The organism is Chelatococcus asaccharovorans, from assembly GCF_003201475.1.
In the GTDB taxonomy this organism is placed as follows: domain Bacteria; phylum Pseudomonadota; class Alphaproteobacteria; order Rhizobiales; family Beijerinckiaceae; genus Chelatococcus; species Chelatococcus asaccharovorans.
Genome location: NZ_QJJK01000012.1, coordinates 111,631 through 131,735 on the forward strand (window position 1 = coordinate 111,631; position 20,105 = coordinate 131,735).

17 protein-coding genes are annotated in these 20,105 nt (G+C 64.4%); 7 read left to right on the top strand and 10 right to left on the bottom strand.

Annotated features, from left to right (window positions below):
- Positions 1-27 precede the first annotated feature (27 nt).
- From C7450_RS25610 to C7450_RS25620, 3 genes are read right to left on the bottom strand one after another with little or no spacing between them, the layout of a single operon-like run.
- Positions 28-837 carry an HpcH/HpaI aldolase family protein gene (locus C7450_RS25610; RefSeq protein ID WP_110377314.1) on the bottom strand — a complete coding sequence of 270 codons (810 nt, stop codon included), beginning with the start codon at positions 835-837 and terminating at the stop codon, positions 28-30.
- On the bottom strand, positions 837-2,126 hold the full coding sequence (locus C7450_RS25615; protein ID WP_110377315.1) for an alpha-hydroxy acid oxidase: 1,290 nt from the start codon (positions 2,124-2,126) through the stop codon (positions 837-839). Before C7450_RS25615 ends, C7450_RS25610 begins: the two co-directional genes overlap by 1 nt.
- Before the next feature lie 16 nt (positions 2,127-2,142).
- Entirely contained in the window at positions 2,143-3,546 is a 1,404-nt protein-coding gene (locus C7450_RS25620; RefSeq protein WP_110377316.1) for an FAD-binding oxidoreductase, read from the bottom strand.
- Positions 3,547-3,900: 354 nt separating this feature from the next.
- On the opposite strand from C7450_RS25620, the gene C7450_RS25625 reads away from it, so the two are divergent.
- The 5 genes from C7450_RS25625 to C7450_RS25645 all read left to right on the top strand — a co-directional run bounded on the left by C7450_RS25625 (position 3,901) and on the right by C7450_RS25645 (position 8,067).
- The gene (locus C7450_RS25625) at positions 3,901-4,995 is read left to right on the top strand and encodes an LLM class flavin-dependent oxidoreductase (RefSeq protein ID WP_110377317.1); all 1,095 of its coding nucleotides are present in this window, start codon (positions 3,901-3,903) and stop codon (positions 4,993-4,995) included.
- On the top strand, positions 4,992-5,879 hold the full coding sequence (locus tag C7450_RS25630) for a cyclase family protein (RefSeq protein WP_245450116.1): 888 nt from the start codon (positions 4,992-4,994) through the stop codon (positions 5,877-5,879). Before C7450_RS25625 ends, C7450_RS25630 begins: the two co-directional genes overlap by 4 nt.
- Positions 5,880-5,974: 95 nt before the next feature.
- Positions 5,975-6,766 (top strand): ABC transporter ATP-binding protein, encoded by a 792-nt coding sequence (locus C7450_RS25635; RefSeq protein WP_110377318.1) that lies wholly within the window; start codon positions 5,975-5,977, stop codon positions 6,764-6,766.
- Positions 6,763-7,587: an ABC transporter permease gene (locus tag C7450_RS25640; RefSeq protein ID WP_110377319.1), complete on the top strand. Its 825-nt coding sequence runs from the start codon at positions 6,763-6,765 to the stop codon at positions 7,585-7,587. Before C7450_RS25635 ends, C7450_RS25640 begins: the two co-directional genes overlap by 4 nt.
- A 6-nt stretch (positions 7,588-7,593) precedes the next feature.
- Entirely contained in the window at positions 7,594-8,067 is a 474-nt protein-coding gene (locus tag C7450_RS25645; protein WP_110377320.1) for an acyl-CoA thioesterase, read from the top strand.
- A 268-nt stretch (positions 8,068-8,335) separates the two neighbouring features.
- On the opposite strand, the gene C7450_RS25650 is transcribed toward C7450_RS25645, so the two are convergent.
- The 7 genes from C7450_RS25650 to C7450_RS25680 all read right to left on the bottom strand — a co-directional run bounded on the left by C7450_RS25650 (position 8,336) and on the right by C7450_RS25680 (position 16,555).
- Positions 8,336-9,598 carry an amylo-alpha-1,6-glucosidase gene (locus C7450_RS25650; RefSeq protein ID WP_110377321.1) on the bottom strand — a complete coding sequence of 421 codons (1,263 nt, stop codon included), beginning with the start codon at positions 9,596-9,598 and terminating at the stop codon, positions 8,336-8,338.
- Positions 9,595-10,653, bottom strand: a complete 1,059-nt coding sequence (locus C7450_RS25655; protein WP_110377322.1) for an ABC transporter ATP-binding protein — start codon at positions 10,651-10,653, stop codon at positions 9,595-9,597. Before C7450_RS25655 ends, C7450_RS25650 begins: the two co-directional genes overlap by 4 nt.
- A gap of 24 nt (positions 10,654-10,677) precedes the next feature.
- On the bottom strand, positions 10,678-11,484 hold the full coding sequence (locus tag C7450_RS25660) for a carbohydrate ABC transporter permease (protein ID WP_110377323.1): 807 nt from the start codon (positions 11,482-11,484) through the stop codon (positions 10,678-10,680).
- Positions 11,481-12,335 (bottom strand): carbohydrate ABC transporter permease, encoded by an 855-nt coding sequence (locus C7450_RS25665; protein WP_110377324.1) that lies wholly within the window; start codon positions 12,333-12,335, stop codon positions 11,481-11,483. Before C7450_RS25665 ends, C7450_RS25660 begins: the two co-directional genes overlap by 4 nt.
- A gap of 55 nt (positions 12,336-12,390) precedes the next feature.
- Positions 12,391-13,704, bottom strand: coding sequence for an ABC transporter substrate-binding protein (locus tag C7450_RS25670; RefSeq protein ID WP_425351260.1), 1,314 nt, complete (start codon positions 13,702-13,704; stop codon positions 12,391-12,393).
- A complete protein-coding gene (locus tag C7450_RS25675) occupies positions 13,701-14,777 on the bottom strand; it encodes a substrate-binding domain-containing protein (protein WP_110377326.1) in 1,077 nt (358 codons plus the stop codon). Before C7450_RS25675 ends, C7450_RS25670 begins: the two co-directional genes overlap by 4 nt.
- A 461-nt stretch (positions 14,778-15,238) precedes the next feature.
- Complete coding sequence (locus C7450_RS25680; protein ID WP_110377327.1) at positions 15,239-16,555, bottom strand: MFS transporter; 1,317 nt, start codon at positions 16,553-16,555, stop codon at positions 15,239-15,241.
- A gap of 362 nt (positions 16,556-16,917) precedes the next feature.
- On the opposite strand from C7450_RS25680, the gene cyoA reads away from it, so the two are divergent.
- Both cyoA and cyoB read left to right on the top strand, forming a co-directional pair.
- A complete protein-coding gene (gene cyoA, locus C7450_RS25685) occupies positions 16,918-18,087 on the top strand; it encodes a ubiquinol oxidase subunit II (protein ID WP_110377468.1) in 1,170 nt (389 codons plus the stop codon).
- A 14-nt stretch (positions 18,088-18,101) separates the two neighbouring features.
- Positions 18,102-20,105: a cytochrome o ubiquinol oxidase subunit I gene (gene cyoB / locus C7450_RS25690; protein WP_110377328.1), complete on the top strand. Its 2,004-nt coding sequence runs from the start codon at positions 18,102-18,104 to the stop codon at positions 20,103-20,105.

A 20,105-nucleotide genomic window follows, 5' to 3' on the forward strand; every position in this document is an offset into this window, starting at 1 on the left:
TCTTTTTTCAGCACGTTTGTATTCAACTCACCGGCGCGTTGCGCGCTTGGCTTTCGGTTGTTGCGATCTCGCCGCATCCGGGACTGCACGGAAACTCGCCTGGGCGTTCGCAAACCCTCGTGCAACCACATCGATGTCATTGGCCACGACCGTCATGTTGTAGCCCTCAGCGGCGCGTCGGGCCGCAGCCTCGGCATGCGGGGTGAAGATGCCGCAGGCGACGCCGGCTTTCCGGCACGCCGCCAGCACCGCTTGGCAGGCCTCCTCATGGCGCGGATCGGCCGCCGGGAACGTGCCCAGCGAAATCGCGAGATCTCCTGTGCCGATGAGGACGAGGTCCAGCCCTTCGACCGAAGCGATGGCTTCGGCCTGCGCCACTCCGGCGACGGTCTCGATCATCACACCCACGAAGGTATGGGCGTTGGCATCCGCGACATAGGCCGCGAAATCCCCGGCGAGCGGCCTGACACCACCGCCCGAGCGTACGCCATGGGGCGGAAAGCGGGCCGCCTCCACGGTGCGGCGCGCTTCCTCCGCCGTCTCGATCAAGGGCACGATCACTCCTGCGGCTCCTGCATCGAGCGCGGTGCTGATGGCCCCTTTGCTGCTGTCCATGGTGCGCACCAGCAGTGGCACCTTGCCGCCCGTCACAGCCACGGCATTCTCCAGCGAATGCCTGTCCCACAGGCCGTGCTGCGCATCGATGACGATGGCGTCCGGGCGCGCGGCGGTTGCAAGCTCGATCAGCGCCGGCGACCCCAGCGAGAACCAGAACGCGCCGAACTGGCCGCCTTCATGGAGATGTCGGCGCAAGCTGCGCCCATTGAACACAAACATCAGATTGACCCGATCCCTTCCCGTTGTTCAGCCAATTGTTCAGCCAAGCCGTGTGATGGGCGGGCCAGGCTCCGCACCCCGCGCTCGGCGGGCAGGACCGCAAGGCCGTCGAGCGGATCGCTGCGCGCCGCCAGGCAATCCAGCCCGAGGTCCGCCACAGTGAGACGGCCGAGGAGCGCCATCGTGCGCAGGACCTCCTGTTCGAGGATCGCGAGCGCCCGCATCACGCCCGCCTCCCCCGCGGCGGCCAGGCCATAGAGCGTCGCCCGGCCCACCATCACGGCGTCCGCGCCGAGCGCGAGCGCCTTGACGATATCGGTCCCGCGACGAAAGCCACCGTCGACCAGAATCGTGAAGTCATCACCGACGCGGCGTCGCACCTCGGGCAGCGTCGCGACGCCCGAGACCATGCCGTCGAGCTGCCGGCCGCCGTGGTTGCTCAACACCACGCCATCGGCGCCGGCATCCGCCGCGCGCGCGGCATCATCGGCCGTCACAAGCCCCTTGATGATGAGGCGGCGCGGCCAGATCCGGCGCAACAAGGCGATGTCCGACCAGTCGAAGGCAAGGTCCATCTGCTCGCGGGTCCAGCTCGCCGTGCGCTTGTAAGTACGCTCGGCAGGCGGGATTTTGTCCGCGACATTGGCGAAAGTCGGCAAGCCCCGCGCCAGCACATTCGCCATCCAATGCGGGCGACGCAGCACATCCAGCTTGTTGGCCAAGGTCGGGTCCATATCCCGGCCGTAATTGCGCCGGTCCCACTCGCGATTGCCGAAGGCGGCAGCATCGACCGTCACGACCAGGGCTTCCGAGCCTGCGGCGTCCGCGCGCGCGACGAGTTCTTCCATGAAAGCGCGGGCGCGAAACACGTAAAGCTGCATCCAATGCCTGACGCCCGGAAGCGCAGCGACATCCTCAAGCCGCGCGTTCGAGACGGTGCTCTGCGTGAAGGGGATGCCGAAGGCGGCGGCCGCGCGCGCCAGACACTGGTCGCCCTCGTGCCAGTACAGGCCGTTCGACCCCGTCGGCGCAATGACGACAGGCAAGCGCAGCGGCCTGCCGAAAAGCTTGGTCGATGCATCGACACCGGCGGCGTTGATCAGGGTGTTCGGCCTGAACAGGATGCGCGAGAAAATCTCGCGGTTCTCGCGCAAGGTCAGCTCTTCCTCGGCGCCGCCCTCGATATATTCCGTCACGAAGTTCGGCAGTCGCCGATGCATGCGGGCACGCAGATCCGAGATGGCGACAGCCCTCTCCAGATTGGCTCCCATGTAGAACCGACGCCGCATCGTGCTCTTCCCCAGCCTATAAGGTGAAGACCTTGCCAGTATTCAGGATATTGCCAGGATCGAGCGCCGCCTTGAGCCGTGCCATCAACGCAAGCTCTGCGTCGGACCGCGTGAAATGGAGATATTTCTTCTTGAGGAGACCGATGCCATGCTCGGCGGATACCGTGCCGCCCGCGGCTCGCACGGCACCGAGAACAAGATCCGTGATGTCATCATGCGGCTGATGATCGCCGGCCGCCGGCACATTGGCAACCAGATGCAGGTTGCTGTCGCCGATATGGCCATAGACCAGCAGAATGGCGCCAGGCCAACGGGCCTGATAGGCCGCCTCGATCCCCGCGATCACATCCGCCATGCGGTCTGTCTGCAGGCCGACGTCGAAGGCGGTGATCGGCCCCATCAGCTTGCCATATTCCGACACGCTATCCCGGACAGCCCAGAGATCGCGCGTCTCGCGTTCGGATGACGCGAGCACGGCGTCCTCGACAATGCCCGCCTCAAGCATTTCGGCCATGACGGCTTCCAGCCGGCCGCTGTCGGCTTCGGGATCGAAACCACTCTGCTCGAGAAGGACATAGACCCCATGCGGCCGGCCCAGCGGACGACGCAGTTCGCTCAGCTTGCCCGTCATGAAGTCGTAGAAGCTCGGCCACATCACCTCGAAGGCCGACAACGCGGGCCCGAGGCGCGCCCGCGCGCCCTTCAACAGGTCGAGCACCGCGGGAAAATCCCGGCAGCCGCAGAAAACCGTATTGACGGTGAGGGGCTTGGCCTGAAGACGCAACACCACGCGGGTGATGATGCCGAGCGTGCCCTCCGACCCGATGAACAGCTGCTTCAGGTCATAGCCTGCGTTGTTCTTGATGAGCTTGTTGAGCGATGTCACGACCGTGCCGTCGGGAAGGACCACCTCGAGGCCGAGCACATGCTCGCGCGCCATGCCATAGCGGATCACGCGGTTGCCGCCGGCATTGGTCGCGAGATTGCCGCCGATCTGGCAGGAGCCGCGCGCGCCGAGGTCAATGCCGAGGAAGAGCCCCGCTTCGTCCGCCGCCTTCTGGACAACTTCGAGGGGCGTTCCCGCCTTGACGGTGATGCTCGCCATCACCGGATCGATCTCCTCGATGCCGCTCATGCGATCGAGGGATAGCACGGCACCGCCGGCAACAGGCTGCGCGCCCCCGGCAAGACCCGTGAGGCCGCCTTGCGGCACGATCGTCACGCCGTGACGGTTGGCAATCTTGAGCGCCGTTGCGACTTCATCCGTCTCGCGCGGCCGGATCAAGGCGATGGGCAGCACAGGTGGCAGCCCGCTCCAGTCGTGACGAAAAGGCGCAGGGATATCCTCGCCGGTGACGACGGCGGCGCCGAGCGCCGCGTTGAGCTCATCGATAAACGCGGCCTTGGCTGTCTCAGTCATGGATCGCTCGCGGTGAAAAGGCAGCCTCTGGGGCCAGCCGGGAGCTATAAAGAATGCATTTGCATGAATATCGCAGCACGACAGTTCCCCGAGGCATTATGAAAGCTTCCAACCGATTGCGCTCTTCAGAAAGAAAACTTCGCTATTTATGCATTCTTGTTCGTTCAGGACATGTGGACAGGCGATATCCGCATGAATTCTTGCAGTGCCGGGCGGCAGGATGTGAGATGGCCTATAGACAAGGCCGCGAGTTCGAATAGTTTAGACTTGAAATTTTATCTCGTCAAACGGCATGAACCGCCGCATACTGGTCCGTGGCCACCGTCATCTGTACGGGACGCAGGAGGCAATTCCGTGTTGAAACCACATCCGCTCAAAGGTCCCAATCGCTTCAAGCTCGGCGTCTTTTCGGCCAATGCCGACGGCGGTCTGGCGATCACCACGGTGCCGGAACGCTGGCCGGCGCGCTGGACCGACAATCTCACCGCGGCGCAGATTGCAGACCGTGCGGGACTGGAGTTTTTCCTTCCCATCGCGCGCTGGCGTGGCTACGGCGGCAAGAACCGCGTTCGCGAATGGTCGTTCGAGACTTTTACATGGGCCGCGGGTCTTGCCGCGGCCACGGAACAGATCGCGCTATTCATGACAGTGCATGTACCTGTCGTTCATCCGATCTACGCCGCGAAGGCGCTGGCAACGGTCGACCATATCGCGAGCGGCCGTGCCGGCCTCAATATCGTCTGCGGATGGAGCCCGGCTGAGTTCGGCATGTTCGGCATCGCCCTGCATGAGGACGGCTATACCCAGGCCGGCGAGTGGATGGACGTGATCGAGCGCTGCTATGGCGATGACCAGCCGTTCGACTTCGAGGGCAAGTTCTACACCCTCAAGGATGTGGTCAGCCGCCCCGCCGCGCTTCAGGCACCGCGCCCCGTCACCATGAACGCGGCCTTCAGCCCCCATGGCCGGGACTTCGCGGCCGCCCATTGCGATTTCCTCTTCACGACCTTCGGGACCATCGAAGACGCCGGTAAACATGCCGCTGACGTGCGCCAGCGGGCCGCAGCCGCCGGGCGCGACGTGGGGCTCTACACGGTCTGCCACGTCGTCTGCCGGGAGACGCAGGCAGAGGCGGAGGCCTATTACCAGCGCTATGCGGTTGAAATGGCCGACCAGTCGGCGCTCGAAACCCGCATGTCCGGCAACCGCCACTTCGCGAGCGAGTTCGACAAGGCGGCCTTCGAGCAGGCGCAGAAGCGCTTCGCGGGTGGCGCCGGCAGCTATCCCCTCGTCGGCACGCCGGAGAAGATCGTCGAGGATCTCCTTGCCATCTCCGCGCAGGGCTATGCGGGCGCGGCGCTATCCTTCGTCAACTATACCTATGAGTTGCCTTTCTTCACGGATCGGGTTCTGCCGTTGATGCGCGAAGCTGGCCTGAGAACGGCGTGACGCGCGGCGGACGGCGACCCTATGACGGTGTGGTCATGACCACACCGGTGACGGTGCCCTATGCGCGCTATTCCATCGAAAGCGCGCATTGGTGGATCGGCCGGGCGCTCGCTGCCCTTCTCGCGGCGAGCGGCCTGGACCGCACCGATCTCGATGGCTTCAGCCTGGCAAGTTTCACCGTCGGGCCCGACACGGCGATCGGCCTCACCCAGCATTTCCGGCTCTCGCCGCGCTGGCTCGACCATGTGCCCATGGGCGGCGAGCATACGGGCACCCATTTCGATGCACCCATCCACTGGGTGACCGGGCGCCATCTTCCCGACAACGCAGTCGACACGCTGCCGACCCGGCACATGGTGGCGCCGGCCTGTGTCATCGATTGCGCGGCCGAGGCGGCGGCGGACGCGGATTTCCTCCTCACCGTCGCCCATGTCGAGGCCTGGGAGAAGACAAACGGGCGGATCGATGCAGGCGCATGGGTTCTCCTGCGCACCGATTGGGCGAAGCGCACCGGCCGGGCCTTCGCCAATCTCGGCGACGACGGCCCGCATACGCCTGGCCCTGACGCCGAGGTCATGCGCTGGCTGGTGGCCGAGCGTGGCATTCTCGGCTTCGGCACGGAGACGATCGGCACGGATGCCGGGCAAGCCGCCCATTTCACTCCGCCCTATCCCGCCCATCACTACCTGCACGGCGCCGGTCGCTATGGCCTGCAATGCCTTGCGAACCTCGACCGGCTGCCGCCGCGTGGCGCCGTCATCATCGCCGCCCCGCTCAAGATCCTGCAAGGCTCGGGCAGCCCGCTCAGGATTCTTGCCCTCGTTGGCCCGAAGGTTGCTTTGCACAGCCAGGACGCAGGGAAAACGTCCGGAACAAGCACTTGACCGATGCTTTAAGCTTCAACGAATATGCAATTGCAAGGGTCCGGACCGCCCCACGGGTACGGGGTTTCGTTGTCGGCCGATCATGGAGGCCTTGAATGCCTGCCGGTGCATCCATCGACCTGGAGGGGGTCGGTATCCAGATTTCCGGACAAAAGATTGTCTCGGACATCAGCCTGTCGATCGCGGCGGGCGAATTCGTCTGCCTGCTCGGCCCCTCGGGCTGCGGCAAGTCGACCCTTTTGAACGCCATCGCCGGCTTCATTCCGGTTGAGGGCCGGTTGCGCGTCGGCGGCCGGGAGATTCGCGGACCCGGTATCGACCGGGGCGTGGTCTTCCAGAATTCCGATGCCCTGTTTCCCTGGCTCACGGCGCTGGAGAATGTGGAATATGGCCCGCGCATTCGTGGCGTGGACAAGACCGAACGCCGGAAAGCCGCCAGACACTACCTGGAACTGGTCGGTCTGGGGCATGCCATCGACAAATTCCCGGCCGAACTGTCCGGCGGCATGCGGCAACGCCTGCAGATCGCGCGTGTGCTCGTCAACGAACCGTCCGTAATTTTGATGGATGAGCCGTTTGGCGCGCTCGATGCGCAGACGCGCGAGGTCATGCAGCACGAGCTCGACCGGATCTGGCGGGCGACGCGGTCGACCATCGTCTTCGTCACCCATGATATCGGCGAGGCGATCCTCCTCGCCGACCGCGTTTTCACCATGACGACGGGGCCGGCCGCGCGCATCAAGGCGATCGTCTCGATCGACTTGCCGCATCCGCGTGACGAGACCGATCCCGGCGCCATCGCCATCCATCGCGAGCTGCGCGACGATATCGGAGAGGAAGTGAGCAAGGTTCTCCGCCAACAGGGCTTGCGGGAGAAGACGGCATGAACCAGTCGCCATCGGCCGCAGCCAATGCTGCGACGACCGCACCGCGCGCGGCAAAGGGCGCGCGCTTCGCCGAATTCCGGCAGGCCGCGATCGCCATCGTCGCGGTGCTCGGCGGTCTTATCATCTGGCAGGTCCTGAGCCTCAACATTTCCCCGCTCTTTCTTCCGTCTCCCTCCGACACCTGGGCCGCGGCGATCGAGCTCGCCGAGGACGGCACGCTCGCCAAGTCCGTCGTCGCTTCGCTGGCGCGCATCGGCAGCGGATGGGCGCTCGGCATCCTGATCGGCGTGCCCTTAGGGATTTTGATGGGGCATTTCCGGATCATTCGGGAGATCTTCGAGCCCTATATCGAGTTCTTCCGCTTCGTTCCGCCGATCGCCTTCATCACCCTGGCCGTCATCTGGCTCGGGCCGGGCGAGGAATCCAAGGTGGCCCTCATCTTCTACGCCACCGTCTTCATCATTGTGGTCAACATGATCGCCGGCGTGCAGGCGGTCAGCGAGCTCAGGCTGCGTGCCGCCGCATCCTTGGGGGCTTCGCCGCTGCGGACCCTGCTGACGGTCGTCGTTCCGTCGACCGTGCCCTTCATGATCACCGGCGCGCGGCTCGCGATGGGCAACTCGTTCCTCACCGTGGTCTCCGCGGAAATCGTCGCCGCACAGGACGGGCTCGGGGCGCTCATCTGGACGGCCCGCAACTACGGCCGTACGGAGTGGGTGTTCGTCGGCATCATCATCCTCGGCCTGCTCGGCTATACCTGCGACAGGCTGCTGCGGATCTTCGCCCGCACGTTCCTGAAGCGCTACAGCGTGACGGTTTAGTCTCGGATGCAGCGTCCCACCCCCCTCTCGGCCGACGACCTGCCGGCCCGCCTGTGGCGCACGCGCGTGCCGATCCGGTTCAGCCATTGCGACCCGGCCGGCATCGTCTATACGCCCGTCTATTTCGACCTCTTCAATGGCGTCATCGAAGACTGGTTCGCCGATGCGCTCGGATTGCCCTACCGGCTCTTCATACGCGACCGCCAAACGGGGCTCGGCTACGCTCACGCGGCCTGCGATTTCTTCCTGCCGAACGAAATGGGAGACGTGCTCGACGTCGCCGTGGTCGTCGCGGAGGTCGGCCGGTCATCGTACCGTCTGACCCTCCACGCGATGAAGGAAGGCCGCGAGGTCGTGCGCGGCCATTTCGTGACGGTCACGACGGATATCGTCGCGCGCAAACCTTGCCCCATTCCGGAGGACCTGCGGGAAGCACTGGTCGCCTATCACATCACGGCCGGGCAAGGCCGTGGCCTGTGAAGGGCCATAGAGCAAATCCGGCTTAGATGGAATCGTCTGATACCCTCTAAGCGTTGAATTTACTCGTCAATTTTTGATTCGTGCCAAGTCCGCAACAGACGGACTTGGTCTAGGATCAATCGACATTCAGCACTTTCAGCTGTCATGGCCGGGCTTGTCCCGGCCATCCCGATAAGTTGAAGCGTCTTTCCTGTCGGGATCACCGGGACAAGCCCGGTGATGACAATGTAACTCTTGCGGCAATTCTTGAATGTCGATTAATCCTGTCCTACCGTGACAGCAGCAGCGCGATCGCCGCGGTCCAGGAGAAGCTGCCCCCGCCCAGGCCCTCGCCGGTCGTTGGATCGAAATATTCCGCGAAGCCCTGCGCGGCGATGAGCGCGCGCGTGTCGGAGCGGATCGCATCCGCCCCGTCTGACAGTCCGTAGGCCGCGAGGCCTTCGGCGATCATGGAATTGACGACGCCCCAGACTGGGCCGCGCCAGTAGCGCTTCGGCTCGAAGCGCGGGTCGAACGGCGAGGTGCTCGGCACGCCATGGGCGACCTTGCCCCGCCAACGCTTGATCTCGGCCGCCATGCGCTGAGCCTGCTCCAGCGAGGGCACGCCGGCATAGAGCGGCAGGAAACCGGCCGAGGTCGCGACGTCGACAAGGGCCCCGGTGATGAGATCCCGGGGCTGGAAAACCGCCCGCTCCGCGTTCCATAAGCCGGCGAGCGCGCCGGCGCGCTTCGCGATGCGCGCCGCGATCTCCTGGCGGTCGGCGTCGCTGCCGAACAGGCCGGCGAGATGCAACAGGTCCTGTTCGGCGCGTTGCAGAATGGCGTTGATCGCCACGTCCGCGACCTTGAAGGGCGCCTTCTCCCACATCGCCGCCGGGTCCCAGCCGAGAGCGCTGTAGAGATCGACCAGATAGATGAAGCGGCGATAGTCGTCGTCATGCGGGCGCATGGCCGCGCCCACATGGGCGGTGTCCCGGCGCCGGATTTCGGTCGTGGGCTCCGGTGGCACCCGCGCGAAGGCCTCGTCCCAGGCCGGCGAATTGTCCATGCCCGATTCCCACGGATGCAGGATCGCGACGAGCCCTGTGCCCTCAGGGTCGCGCGCATTCGCCCACCAGCGGTGAGAGGCGAGCGCCGCCTGGTAGAGCGGGCGGGCGCGCGCCGCAGCGCCGGGATCGGTCGCGCCCTCGAGCACCACACGCAGCGCGATCGCGAACACCGGCGGCTGGGAGATACCCGAGGTCGGCGGTTCGTGATGGGTGCCCCAGACGTCAGGACCGGGGAAATAGTCGTCACTCGGCGCATGGAAGACGATATGCGGCACCATGCCGTCGTCCCATTGCCCCTCGATGAGCCGCTCGAGCTCGCGCCAGGCGCGTTCCTCGTCGAAGGTGGCCCAGCCCATGGCCACAAAGGCCGAATCCCAGTTCCACTGGAACGGATAGAGCCGGGAGGTCGGCACGGTATAACCACCGCGGTCGTTGGCGAGGAGGACGTCGCGGGCGGCTTGGATATCGATCGGACTGGTCATGCTGCTGTCTCTTGTCGAAGCGCCTCACCGGAGGCGGCATCCATCCAAACGATGCGGTTGGGATCAGGCTTGAGGCCGAGCCGCGTGTCGGCGGGATAGTCCCCGTTCGGCGGCGCGACGACTCGCAGCATCTGGCCGTGCGAGCGGCCGGTGAGCAGGGTGTGGGAACCGAGCGGCTCGGCAACCATCACATCGAAGGCAAGCCCCTCGCCCGAATGGCTCAAGGCGAAATCTTCCGCCCGGATGCCGGCCAGCAGATTGCCCTCGGGCCGCGGCGCGGCGAGCGAAAGGCCGTCGAGATCGATGGCCCCCGATGCGGCGGTGACCGGCAGGAAATTCATCGGCGGGCTGCCGACGAAGCCGCCGACGAAGGTGGTCTTCGGGCGGCTGTAGACCGCCGTCGGCTTGTCGATCTGCACGATGCGCCCGCCATGCATGACGGCGATGCGGTCCGCGAGCCCCATCGCCTCGGTCTGGTCGTGGGTCACGTAGATCGTCGTCGTCCCGGCCTCGCGTAGCACCGCCTTCAACTCCGCGCGCATCTCGAGGCGCAGCAGCGCGTCGAGGTTGGACAACGGCTCATCCATGAGCAGCACGGGCGGCTCGACGGCGAGCGCCCGCGCCACGGCAACGCGCTGGCGCTGGCCGCCGGACAGCTTGGCGGGATAGCGCTCCAGATAGGGCTCGATATGCAGGAGCTCCGCGGCGCGCGCCACCTGCGCCTTGATGCGTGCCTCGTCGGCCTTCTGCATCCGGAGGCCGAAGGCGACATTCTCGTAGACGGTCATATGCGGAAAGACCGCATAGTTCTGGAAGACCATGGCAAGGCCGCGCGCGCGGGTCGGCGTATCGCTGATGTCCCGTCCGCCGATGATGACGCGTCCGGCAGAGCGTGTCTCGAGCCCGGCGATGATGCGCAGCAGCGTGGTCTTGCCGCAGCCGGACGGCCCAAGCAGGGCGATGAACTCCCCGTCGGCGATGTCGAGCGTGATCTCGTCGAGGGCACGCGCATTGCCGAAGGTCTTGGCGATCTTGTCGATTTTGATGTCGGCCATGACTGAACCTGTACTCTTGACGCCTCAGCGATTGGCGATGCCCCACATCGCGAAGAGATATTTCCTCACGGCGAAGATGAAGACGATGGACGGCACGATGAGCAGGAAGCCGCCGGCGAAGCGGAAATGCAGCGGCGATTCCGCCAGCACCGTCAGCAGATAGGCGGTCAAGGTGCGGTTGCGGACGGTCAACACCGAGGCGGCGAAGACCTCGTTCCACGATATGACGAAGGCAAAGATGGCCGTTGCCGCGATGCCCGGCAGGGCCAGCGGCAGCACCACCTTGAGAAAGGCCTGCAGCCGCGTGCAGCCGAAGACCCACGCCGCCTCCTCGAGCTCGCGCGGGATTGCCTGGAACAGGCTCGCCGAGACGAGCGCCGCGAAGGGCAAGGCGAGCGCCGTGTGGATCAGCGCCACGCCGAAAGCCGTGTCGTAGAGCCCGATGCGGATAAAGGCGACGGTCAGCGGCAAAGCCAGGATGGCGAGGGGGAAGGCGCGCGTCAGCAGGATCAGCAGGCGATACGCGTTCTGCCCCGGGAAGGTGAAGCGCGCCAGCGCATAACCGGCCGGTGCCCCGAGCGCGATGGACAGCGCCATGGTGATGCAGGCGGCGATGATGCTGTTGACCATCGCCTGGCCGACGCCTTCCACCTGGAGGAAGAGCTGCATCGCGGCCAGCGATGTATCGGTCGGCAAGATCGACTTCGGCCAGCGGAACACCCCGATGCGCCCGCCGAAGGCGCCGAGCGCGATGAAATAGATCGGCACCAGCACCCAGGCGCAGAGCGCGACGATGCCGGTGAAATAGACGGTGCGGCGGAGCGCGTTCATGCCTGTTGCTCCGGCTTGGTCCTCAGCGCCCAGAGAAAGACGACGGTTGCGCCGAGCGAGATGGCGACGATCAACATGGCATAGGCGGCCGCGACGCCTGTGTTCTGGTAGTTGCGCTGCCAGTTGTAGGCCTCGCCGACGAGCACCGGGAAATTGGTGCCGCCGATGGCATAGACCACCGCGAAGACCTCGAAGGCGAGCACGGTGCGCAGGATGAGCGCCGTCTGCAGGCTCGGCTTCAGCAGTGGCAGGGTGATGCGGACGAAGGTCGTCCAGGGGCGCGCGCCGAAGACCTCGGCCGCCTCCTTGTATTCCTTCGGGATGAGTTGCAGGCCGGCGAACAGGATAACGAGGACGATGGCAGTGGCCCGCCACACCTCGGCGACGAGGACCCCGAAGAACAGCGCCACCGGCGTCTCATAGGTGAGCCAGGCCGTCGGTCCGTCGATCAGCCCGAGGCCATAGAGCGCGCTGTTGAGATAGCCCCTGTCCTGCAGGATGGCGAGCCAGACGAGGCCGGCCGCGAGATCCGAGATCCCGAGCGGGATCGTCCAGATCCAGAGGACGACGTCGCGGCCGCGCGGCAGCTTCTGCAGCATCATCGCCATGGCGAGCGCCATGACGATCTGGATCGGCACGACGGTGAGCACCAGGAGAAAGGTGTTGCGGACGGCAAGCCCGAAGTTCAGGTCCGACACCATCCTTGTGTAGTTGGCCAGCGAGGGCACGCCGTCCTCCGAAAAGGACAGCGTGATCGTCTGGATCAACGGCACCAGGAACAGGGCCGCGAGGAAGGCGACGGAGGGCGCCAGCAGGAGATACGGCAGAAGCCGTGATCGGACTGTTGTCATGGACTGCGGGCTCGCATGGCTAGGGCTGCGACGCCGGCCTTGGCCGGCATCGGAATCAGTTGACCGGGCAAGCACCCTGGCTCGGCTTGTCCGGCGCCCAGCACGGCGCCTTGGTCGCTTCCATCAGGCCCTTCAGCACGGATGCCTGGGCCGCCAGCACGGTCTTGATGTCCTCGCCGCGCAGGACGATGCGCTGGAAGGTGTCGGAATAGACCTTGTTGAACTCGCCGCCCTTGTCGCCAAGGCCGACCGGCAGCAGCGCCGGCAGGGCATCCTTGGCGTTCTGCGTCTTGTCGACGCCCTCGGCGATCAGCTTGATGCCGGGCGAGAGATCCGCCGGCAGCGTTGCCTTGACCACCGGGAAGAAGCCGACCTCGGCCGCCGTCTTCACCTGCGTCTCCGGCTTCGAGATGAAATCGATGAGTGCCGCCGCGCCCGCCGCATCGGGTGCGTTCTTCGGCACGGCGAGGCCGGCGATGACCGGCATGTAGCCGCGCCCCTTGGGGCCGGCGGGCGCCGGGAAGGTGACGAATTCCTCGGGAGCCTGGGTGAGGGCATCCTTGACGCGGGCCACATGGTCGAAGGCCACCCAGACCTCCTCCGCCATCAGCGGCTCCTGCATGAAGTCGTAGCTCGTGGAGTTCGGATTGACGTATTGCCAGAGGCCCTTGAACTTGGCCCACATGGCTTGCGCCTCCGCCGACTGGAAGGGCGTGACCACGCCGCCGGTAAAGGACGGATAGAGATAGCCCTGGTAGAAGCGCGGCATCAGCCCCTTTGGCCCGGCCGGGAAGCCGATGAGGCGCTTGCCGGTCTTCTCGGTGATCGCCTTGCCCCAGGCCTCGAGCTGGTCATAGGTCAGAGCGTTGATATCGGCGCCGGCCGGCAGATAGGGCAGCGCCTTCTTGTTGGCGACCATGATGTAGGTGGCCTGCATCCAGGGGATATACATCTGCTGCTGGGTGCCGAGCTTGCCGAGATCCATCAGGCTCGCCGGAATGCCGCGGTCCTTCAGCTTGGCGGCGATGTCGTCGATCGGCGTGAGATCGCCGGAGGCGACCAGCGGCTGCAGTTCGCCGTGCAGGGCGCCGGCGAGGCTGATGGTGCGCTTGCCGGCCTGGCCCTCGGCCTTCATGCGCACGTCGAAGGCCGGGGGCTCCTCGACGAGATAGGTCACCTTGCCGGGGAAGCCCTTGAGGATGACGCTGCGGACCTTCTGCGCCTCCTCGATCGGCCGCAACTGCGTCGACAGGAACACGACGTCCTGCTGCTGGGCGCTGGCCGGGACCATGGGACCCAGAAGCGCGCCGGCGACGATGCCCGCACCCATCAGGCGTGCGGCTGGGGAAAGTCTCCGCGTGAATGTCATGTTTTCCTCCCTTCGGTTACCTCAAACACTGCTTCTTGCGCGTCGGCCGTCCGGACAACGCCCTCAAGGTTCGTCTCGCCCGACGAGCCGCGCGGCATCTGGACAAGACCGTGTATTTCGGTGAGATCGCGCAGATCGGCCCCGCCGAGCCGTGCGAGCACCATGTCGGCGAGCCGCGCGCCAATGAGGCGCGTCGGCAGTTCCATGGTGGTCAGCGATGGCTGGCAGTAGGACGCGGCCGGGATGTTGTCGTGACCGGTAATGGCGATATCAGACCCGACCGTAAGGCCCCGGTCCGCTGCCGCGCGGATGGCGCCGATCGCCATCCTGTCCGTCGCGCAGATCAGTGCCGTGGGGCGCGCGTGGCTGTCGAGAACGCGATGGGCCAGGGCGAAACCGCCCTCCTCGGTCGGTTCAGCCTCTTCCACGATATCCGCTGCAAGATCGGCGGCCTGCATGGCGCGGCGCCAGCCGGCGAGCCTGAGGCCGGCAAAGGTGAGATGGGTCGGCGCGGACAGGAAGGCGATACGCCGGTGCCCCCGCGCCACGAGCCGCTGCGTCAGCGAATGGAACCCCTCCTCGCCATCGCCGTCGATGAAGGCGTAGGGCTCGGCCGTATCGGTGCGCCCATGGCAAACGAAGGGCACGCCCTTCGCCATGAGATAGGCGATGCGCTCGTCCTGGTGGCGCGTGCGCACGATGATGAAGGCGTCGGCGCGCCGGCCTTCGACGAGACGGTGGTAGACCGCCATCTCGTCCTTGCCGGGACGAGCCGCGAGCAGCATCAGGTCATGCTCGTGCCGCGCCAGTTCCTCACCCACCGTGACGAGAAGCTCGCTGAAGACCGGCTCGTGGAAATGCCCGGGGTCGGTGGGCAAAACGAAGGCCACGGTCTCACCCACCCCGCGCCGCAGCCGCCGCGCCGCCGGGTTGGGGCGATAGCCCATCGCCTTGGCGGCCTGCTCGACCCGCTCGCGGGTCGCGACGGCAACGTCCGCATAGCCGTCGAGCGCCCGCGACACCGTCGTGATCGACAAACCGAGATGCGACGCGAGCTTGCGCAGTGAGGTCATGCCGTCCTTCCAGGCCCCTTCCCAACTGGGCGCGCCTGCTGAGGGGCGCTTTCCAAAACGTTTTGGAAGACAATCGCCAAGTCGCGTGCTTGTCAAGACGCAGCGCACAAAGCGGGGCGGGTCCCGTTTCCGCAGGCGCGAAAGCCGCGCCGGACAGATCCGCGCACGAGCGGAGGCCGGGGCGTGATGTCGCGCCGGTCGTGGTGTGGGGAGAATGTCGGGCCCAGCTCTTGCCGGGTGGGTCAGGCAGGCGTTGCGCGCAGGCCGAACTTGGCGCGGGGCAGCCGATGACGAAAGCGGGCCCTCAGGACCCGCGCATCATTCTTGAGGAGAGGATCATTGTCTGCAGAAGCGGAATGCGCCGGTCACCGACGAACCCGAATAACAGCGTGCGAGGACGCGGGCTCGACGACCCGCGCTTCTCAGGCATGCATCTCACGCATGCATCTCACGCATGCATCTCACTCATGCGCCTCGGAATGCCAGTTCAGCCGGAGGGCAACGATTGTGCAGATGGCTCCCGACAGCAGATAGGCACCGGCCGACAGGAGCCCGAAATTGCTGGAGAGCAGCAACGCGACCAACGGGGCGAATCCGGCACCGAACAGCCAGGCGAGATCCGAGGTCAGCGCCGAGCCCGTATAGCGATACTGGGTCAAGAAACTGGAAGCCAGCGAGCCCGAGGACTGGCCGAATGACAGGCCGAGCAGGATGAAGCCGAGAACCATGAAGACGGTCTCGCCGACCGGGCCCGCGTCGAGCAACTGCGGAGCAAAGCCGCTGAATGCCGCGATTGCGATCGCAGAGCCCATCAGGAGGGCGGGTCGCCCGACGCGATCCGCGACAAGGCCGGAAACGAGGATCGCGACGATGCCGAACATGGCCGCTATCCCCTCGATGATCAGGAAGCGCGTCGGATTCTCCTTCGTGAACAGATAAATCCACGACAGGGGAAAAACCGTGACCATGTGGAACAAAGCAAAGCTGGCGAGGGGAGCGAATGTACCACTCGCGACGATATGGCCTTGCTTGCGCAGCGTCTCGAAGACAGGTGACGGCTCAAGCGCGCGGCTTTCGAAAAGCTGCGTATATTCCGGCGTGACAACGATGCGCAGCCGCGCAAAGAGGGCCACGACATTGATCGCGAAGGCGACGAAGAACGGATAGCGCCAGCCCCAGGAGTAGAAATCCTCCGCGGACAGGTTGCCGACGAAAAAGGCGAACAGCATACTCGCCACAATCAGGCCGAGCGGCGCGCCCAATTGCGGCAGCATGGCGTACCAGCCCCGTCGCTCCTGCGGCGCGTTCATCGCCAGAAGGGAGGCCAGGCCATCCCACGTACCGCCCAAGGCGAGGCCCTGACCGATTCGCAAGATGGCGAGCACCCAGACAACCGCGATCCCGACCCGGTCATAGCTCGGAAGGAACGCGATGGCGACGGTGGAGCAGCCCAGCAGGAACAGCGCGATCGTCATCTTCGCGCTTTTTCCGTAAGCCCTGTCGACCGCAGTAAATATCGTGGTACCGATGGGGCGGGCCACGAACGCCAACGCGAAAATCGCGAAAGAATAGATCGTGCCCGTCAGAGGATCGACGAAGGGAAATACAAGTCGCGGGAAGACGATGACAGAGGCGATTGCATAGACGAAGAAGTCGAAGAACTCCGACGTTCGTCCGATAACGACCCCGATCGCAATCTCACCCGGATTGATCGCGCCATGGTTTTGGGCATGCACCCGCCGCGCGTCTCTCTCCAGTGTCGATGACGCAGGCGCCATGATGTTCGCACCGCTAGCCAATGTCGTTCCTCGCTTGGCATCCTGCCGCTATCTGATAGCGTCCGCAAGTCTAGTGTTTCGTTTCCAACATTTGCATCCCGTTTTGTATCGGCTCCGGGGGCAAATGCTGGAAACAGAGAATCACTAGGATGTTTACGATTCTAGTGGAATTTTCGAATTTGACATTCGGCCTCGCGGCCGACATCAAGCGGGTACCGAATGCCAAATTCACTCCACTGGTCTGAAATCGCCTTGTGTCTCATGCCGGCCCGTCATGGGATTGGACATTTTGTCCAATGTCCCTTTTGCTGCAGTGCAGCTAGCGGTGCCGACGATGGATGGATCTGGCCATGGGTAAGCTTGTGAGCAAACTTCGCCTCTTCGCTCTGTTGCCACTCGCCGCTTTGCTGACGGGCTGCAACTTCGTGGTTCTCAAGCCCGCTGGCGATGTTGCCGAACAGCAGCGCGATCTCATAATTGCCTCCACGATCCTCATGCTGCTCGTGATCGTCCCGGTGATGGTGCTCACCGTCATTTTCGCATGGCGCTACCGGCACACGAACAAGGACGCGCCCTACGACCCGGATTGGTCGCATTCGACGCAGCTTGAGCTCGTGATCTGGGCCGCCCCACTCATGATCATCATCTGCCTCGGCGCGCTCACCTGGATGGGCACGCATCTGCTCGACCCCTACCGCCCGCTGGATCGCATCGCGCCCGGTGAACCGGTGGCCAAGGACGTGAGGCCCCTTAACGTCGAGGTCGTCGCGCTCGACTGGAAGTGGCTGTTCATCTATCCGGAGCAGAAGATCGCGCTGGTCAATGAATTCGCGGCACCGGTGGATCGCCCCATCAGTTTCCGCATCACCTCCTCCTCGGTGATGAACTCATTCTATGTGCCGGCGCTCGCCGGAATGATCTATGCGATGCCAGGCATGGAGACGAAGCTCCACGCCGTCATCAATAAGGCAGGCGCCTATCAGGGCTTTTCCGCGAACTATAGTGGCGCAGGCTTTTCCGGAATGCACTTCACCTTCCGCGGACTGTCCGACGCCGATTTCGACGCCTGGATCGCGCAGGCAAGGGCCTCTTCCGACAACCTCGGCCGCCAGGAGTATCTGCAGCTCGAGCGCCCGAGTGAGAACGTGCCGGTGCGCCGCTACGGCACGGTCGACCCACAGCTCTTCGCGGCCATCGTCAACCGCTGCGTCGAGCCAGGCAAGATGTGTGCGCATGAGATGATGGCGATCGATGCCAAAGGCGGCCTAGGCCTTGCCGGTATCGATCTGATGCGGCTGCACTACGACAAGACCGTCAGGCGCGGGGCGGTTTTCGGGCCGACCCCGAGCTATCTCGTCAGCATCTGCACGATCGAAGAGGCCAACGCCGCCCTCGATCAGAGCGCCGTCCTCAACCTGCCTATCAACGGCTCGCCGATTCTCGGTGCTGGTCTTCCCCGTCCGTCCTTCACGCCGTTACCGTCGCCACGCTCCACCTGGCTTCTCGACGGACGCCGGCCGCAAAGATCCTGATCGGCTCGATTGATATGTCTGATCCCACAACAACCTACAGCTTTCTCCTCGGGCGTTTCAGCCTTGCCTCGCTGCCGCTGAACGAGCACATCGTCGTCGTGACCTTCGTGGTCGTGGCGCTGCTCGGCCTCGCGCTGCTCGGCGCAATCACCTATTTCCGCCTCTGGGGCTATCTCTGGCGGGAATGGTTCACCACCGTGGATCACAAGCGCGTCGGCATCATGTATATGGTGCTCGGCATCGTCATGCTGCTGCGCGGTTTCTCCGACGCCATCATGATGCGACTGCAGCAGGCGATGGCCTTCAATGGCAGTGAAGGCTATCTCAACGCGCATCACTACGATCAGATCTTCACGGCGCATGGCGTCATCATGATCTTTTTCGTGGCCATGCCGCTCGTGACGGGCCTGATGAACTACGTCGTGCCCCTGCAGATCGGCGCGCGCGACGTGTCCTTCCCGTTCCTGAACAATTTCAGCTTCTGGATGACGGCGGGTGGCGCGGTCATCGTCATGATGTCGCTGTTCGTCGGCGAATTTGCCAAGACCGGGTGGCTCGCCTATCCGCCCCTGTCGGGGATCCAGTATAGTCCGGATGTCGGCGTCGATTACTATATATGGGCGCTGCAGGTGGCCGGTGTCGGGACGACGTTATCGGGCATCAATCTGATCTGTACGATCATCAAGATGCGCTGCCCCGGCATGACCATGATGAAGATGCCCGTCTTCACCTGGACGTCGCTGTGCACCAACGTGCTGATCGTCGCGACCTTCCCGGTCCTGACGGCCGTCCTGGTGCTGTTGGCGCTCGACCGTTATCTGGGGATGAATTTCTTCACCAACGATTTCGGCGGCAACCCGATGATGTATGTCAACCTCATCTGGATCTGGGGCCATCCTGAGGTTTACATTCTCATCCTGCCTGCCTTCGGCATTTTCTCCGAAGTGACATCGACCTTCTCCGGCAAGAGGCTCTTTGGCTATACGTCGATGGTTTATGCGACGGTGTGTATCACCATCCTCTCCTATCTCGTGTGGCTTCACCACTTCTTCACGATGGGCTCCGGCGCCAGCGTCAATTCCTTCTTCGGCATCACCACGATGATCATCTCGATCCCGACGGGTGCCAAGATGTTCAATTGGCTGTTCACGATGTATCGCGGCCGCGTGCGCTTCGAACTGCCGATGATGTGGACGCTTGCGTTCATGCTGATCTTCGTCATCGGCGGCATGACGGGCGTGCTGCTTGCCGTGCCACCGGCGGACTTCGTGCTGCATAACAGCCTGTTCCTGGTTGCGCATTTCCACAACGTCATCATCGGCGGCGTCCTGTTCGGCCTCTTTGCCGGCATGACCTACTGGTTCCCGAAGGCTTTCGGCTTCCGGCTCGACCCGTTCTGGGGGAAGATGTCCTTCTGGTTCTGGGTCACGGGCTTCTTCTTCGCCTTCATGCCACTCTATGTGCTCGGCCTGATGGGCGTGACGCGACGGCTCAGGGTCTTCGATGATCCCTCGCTGCAGATCTGGTTCCTGCTGGCGGGCTTCGGCGCCTTCCTCATCCTGTGCGGCATCCTTTCGTTCCTCATGCAGATCGCGGTGAGCATCATGCGGCGCGCATCGCTGCGTGATGTGACGGGCGATCCCTGGCACGGCCGGACGCTCGAATGGGCCACGTCATCGCCACCGCCCGACTACAACTTCGCGTTCACGCCTGTCGTCCATGACGGCGATGCGTGGTGGGACATGAAGGCGCGGGGCTATCAGCGGCCGCTGAGCGGCTACAAGCCCATCCATATGCCGCGGAATACACCGGCCGGCTTGTTCCTCGCCGGGTTCAGCGTCGTCCTCGCGGTCGCGTTGATCTGGTATGTGTGGTGGCTCGCAGCGATCGCCTTCGTGGGTCTCCTGACGACTGCGATCGGTCACACGTTCAACTACAAGCGCGATTTCTACATTCCCGCCGATGAGGTTGCGCATACCGAGGGCGAGCGCACACGCCTTCTCGCGGCGCAGGTGTAA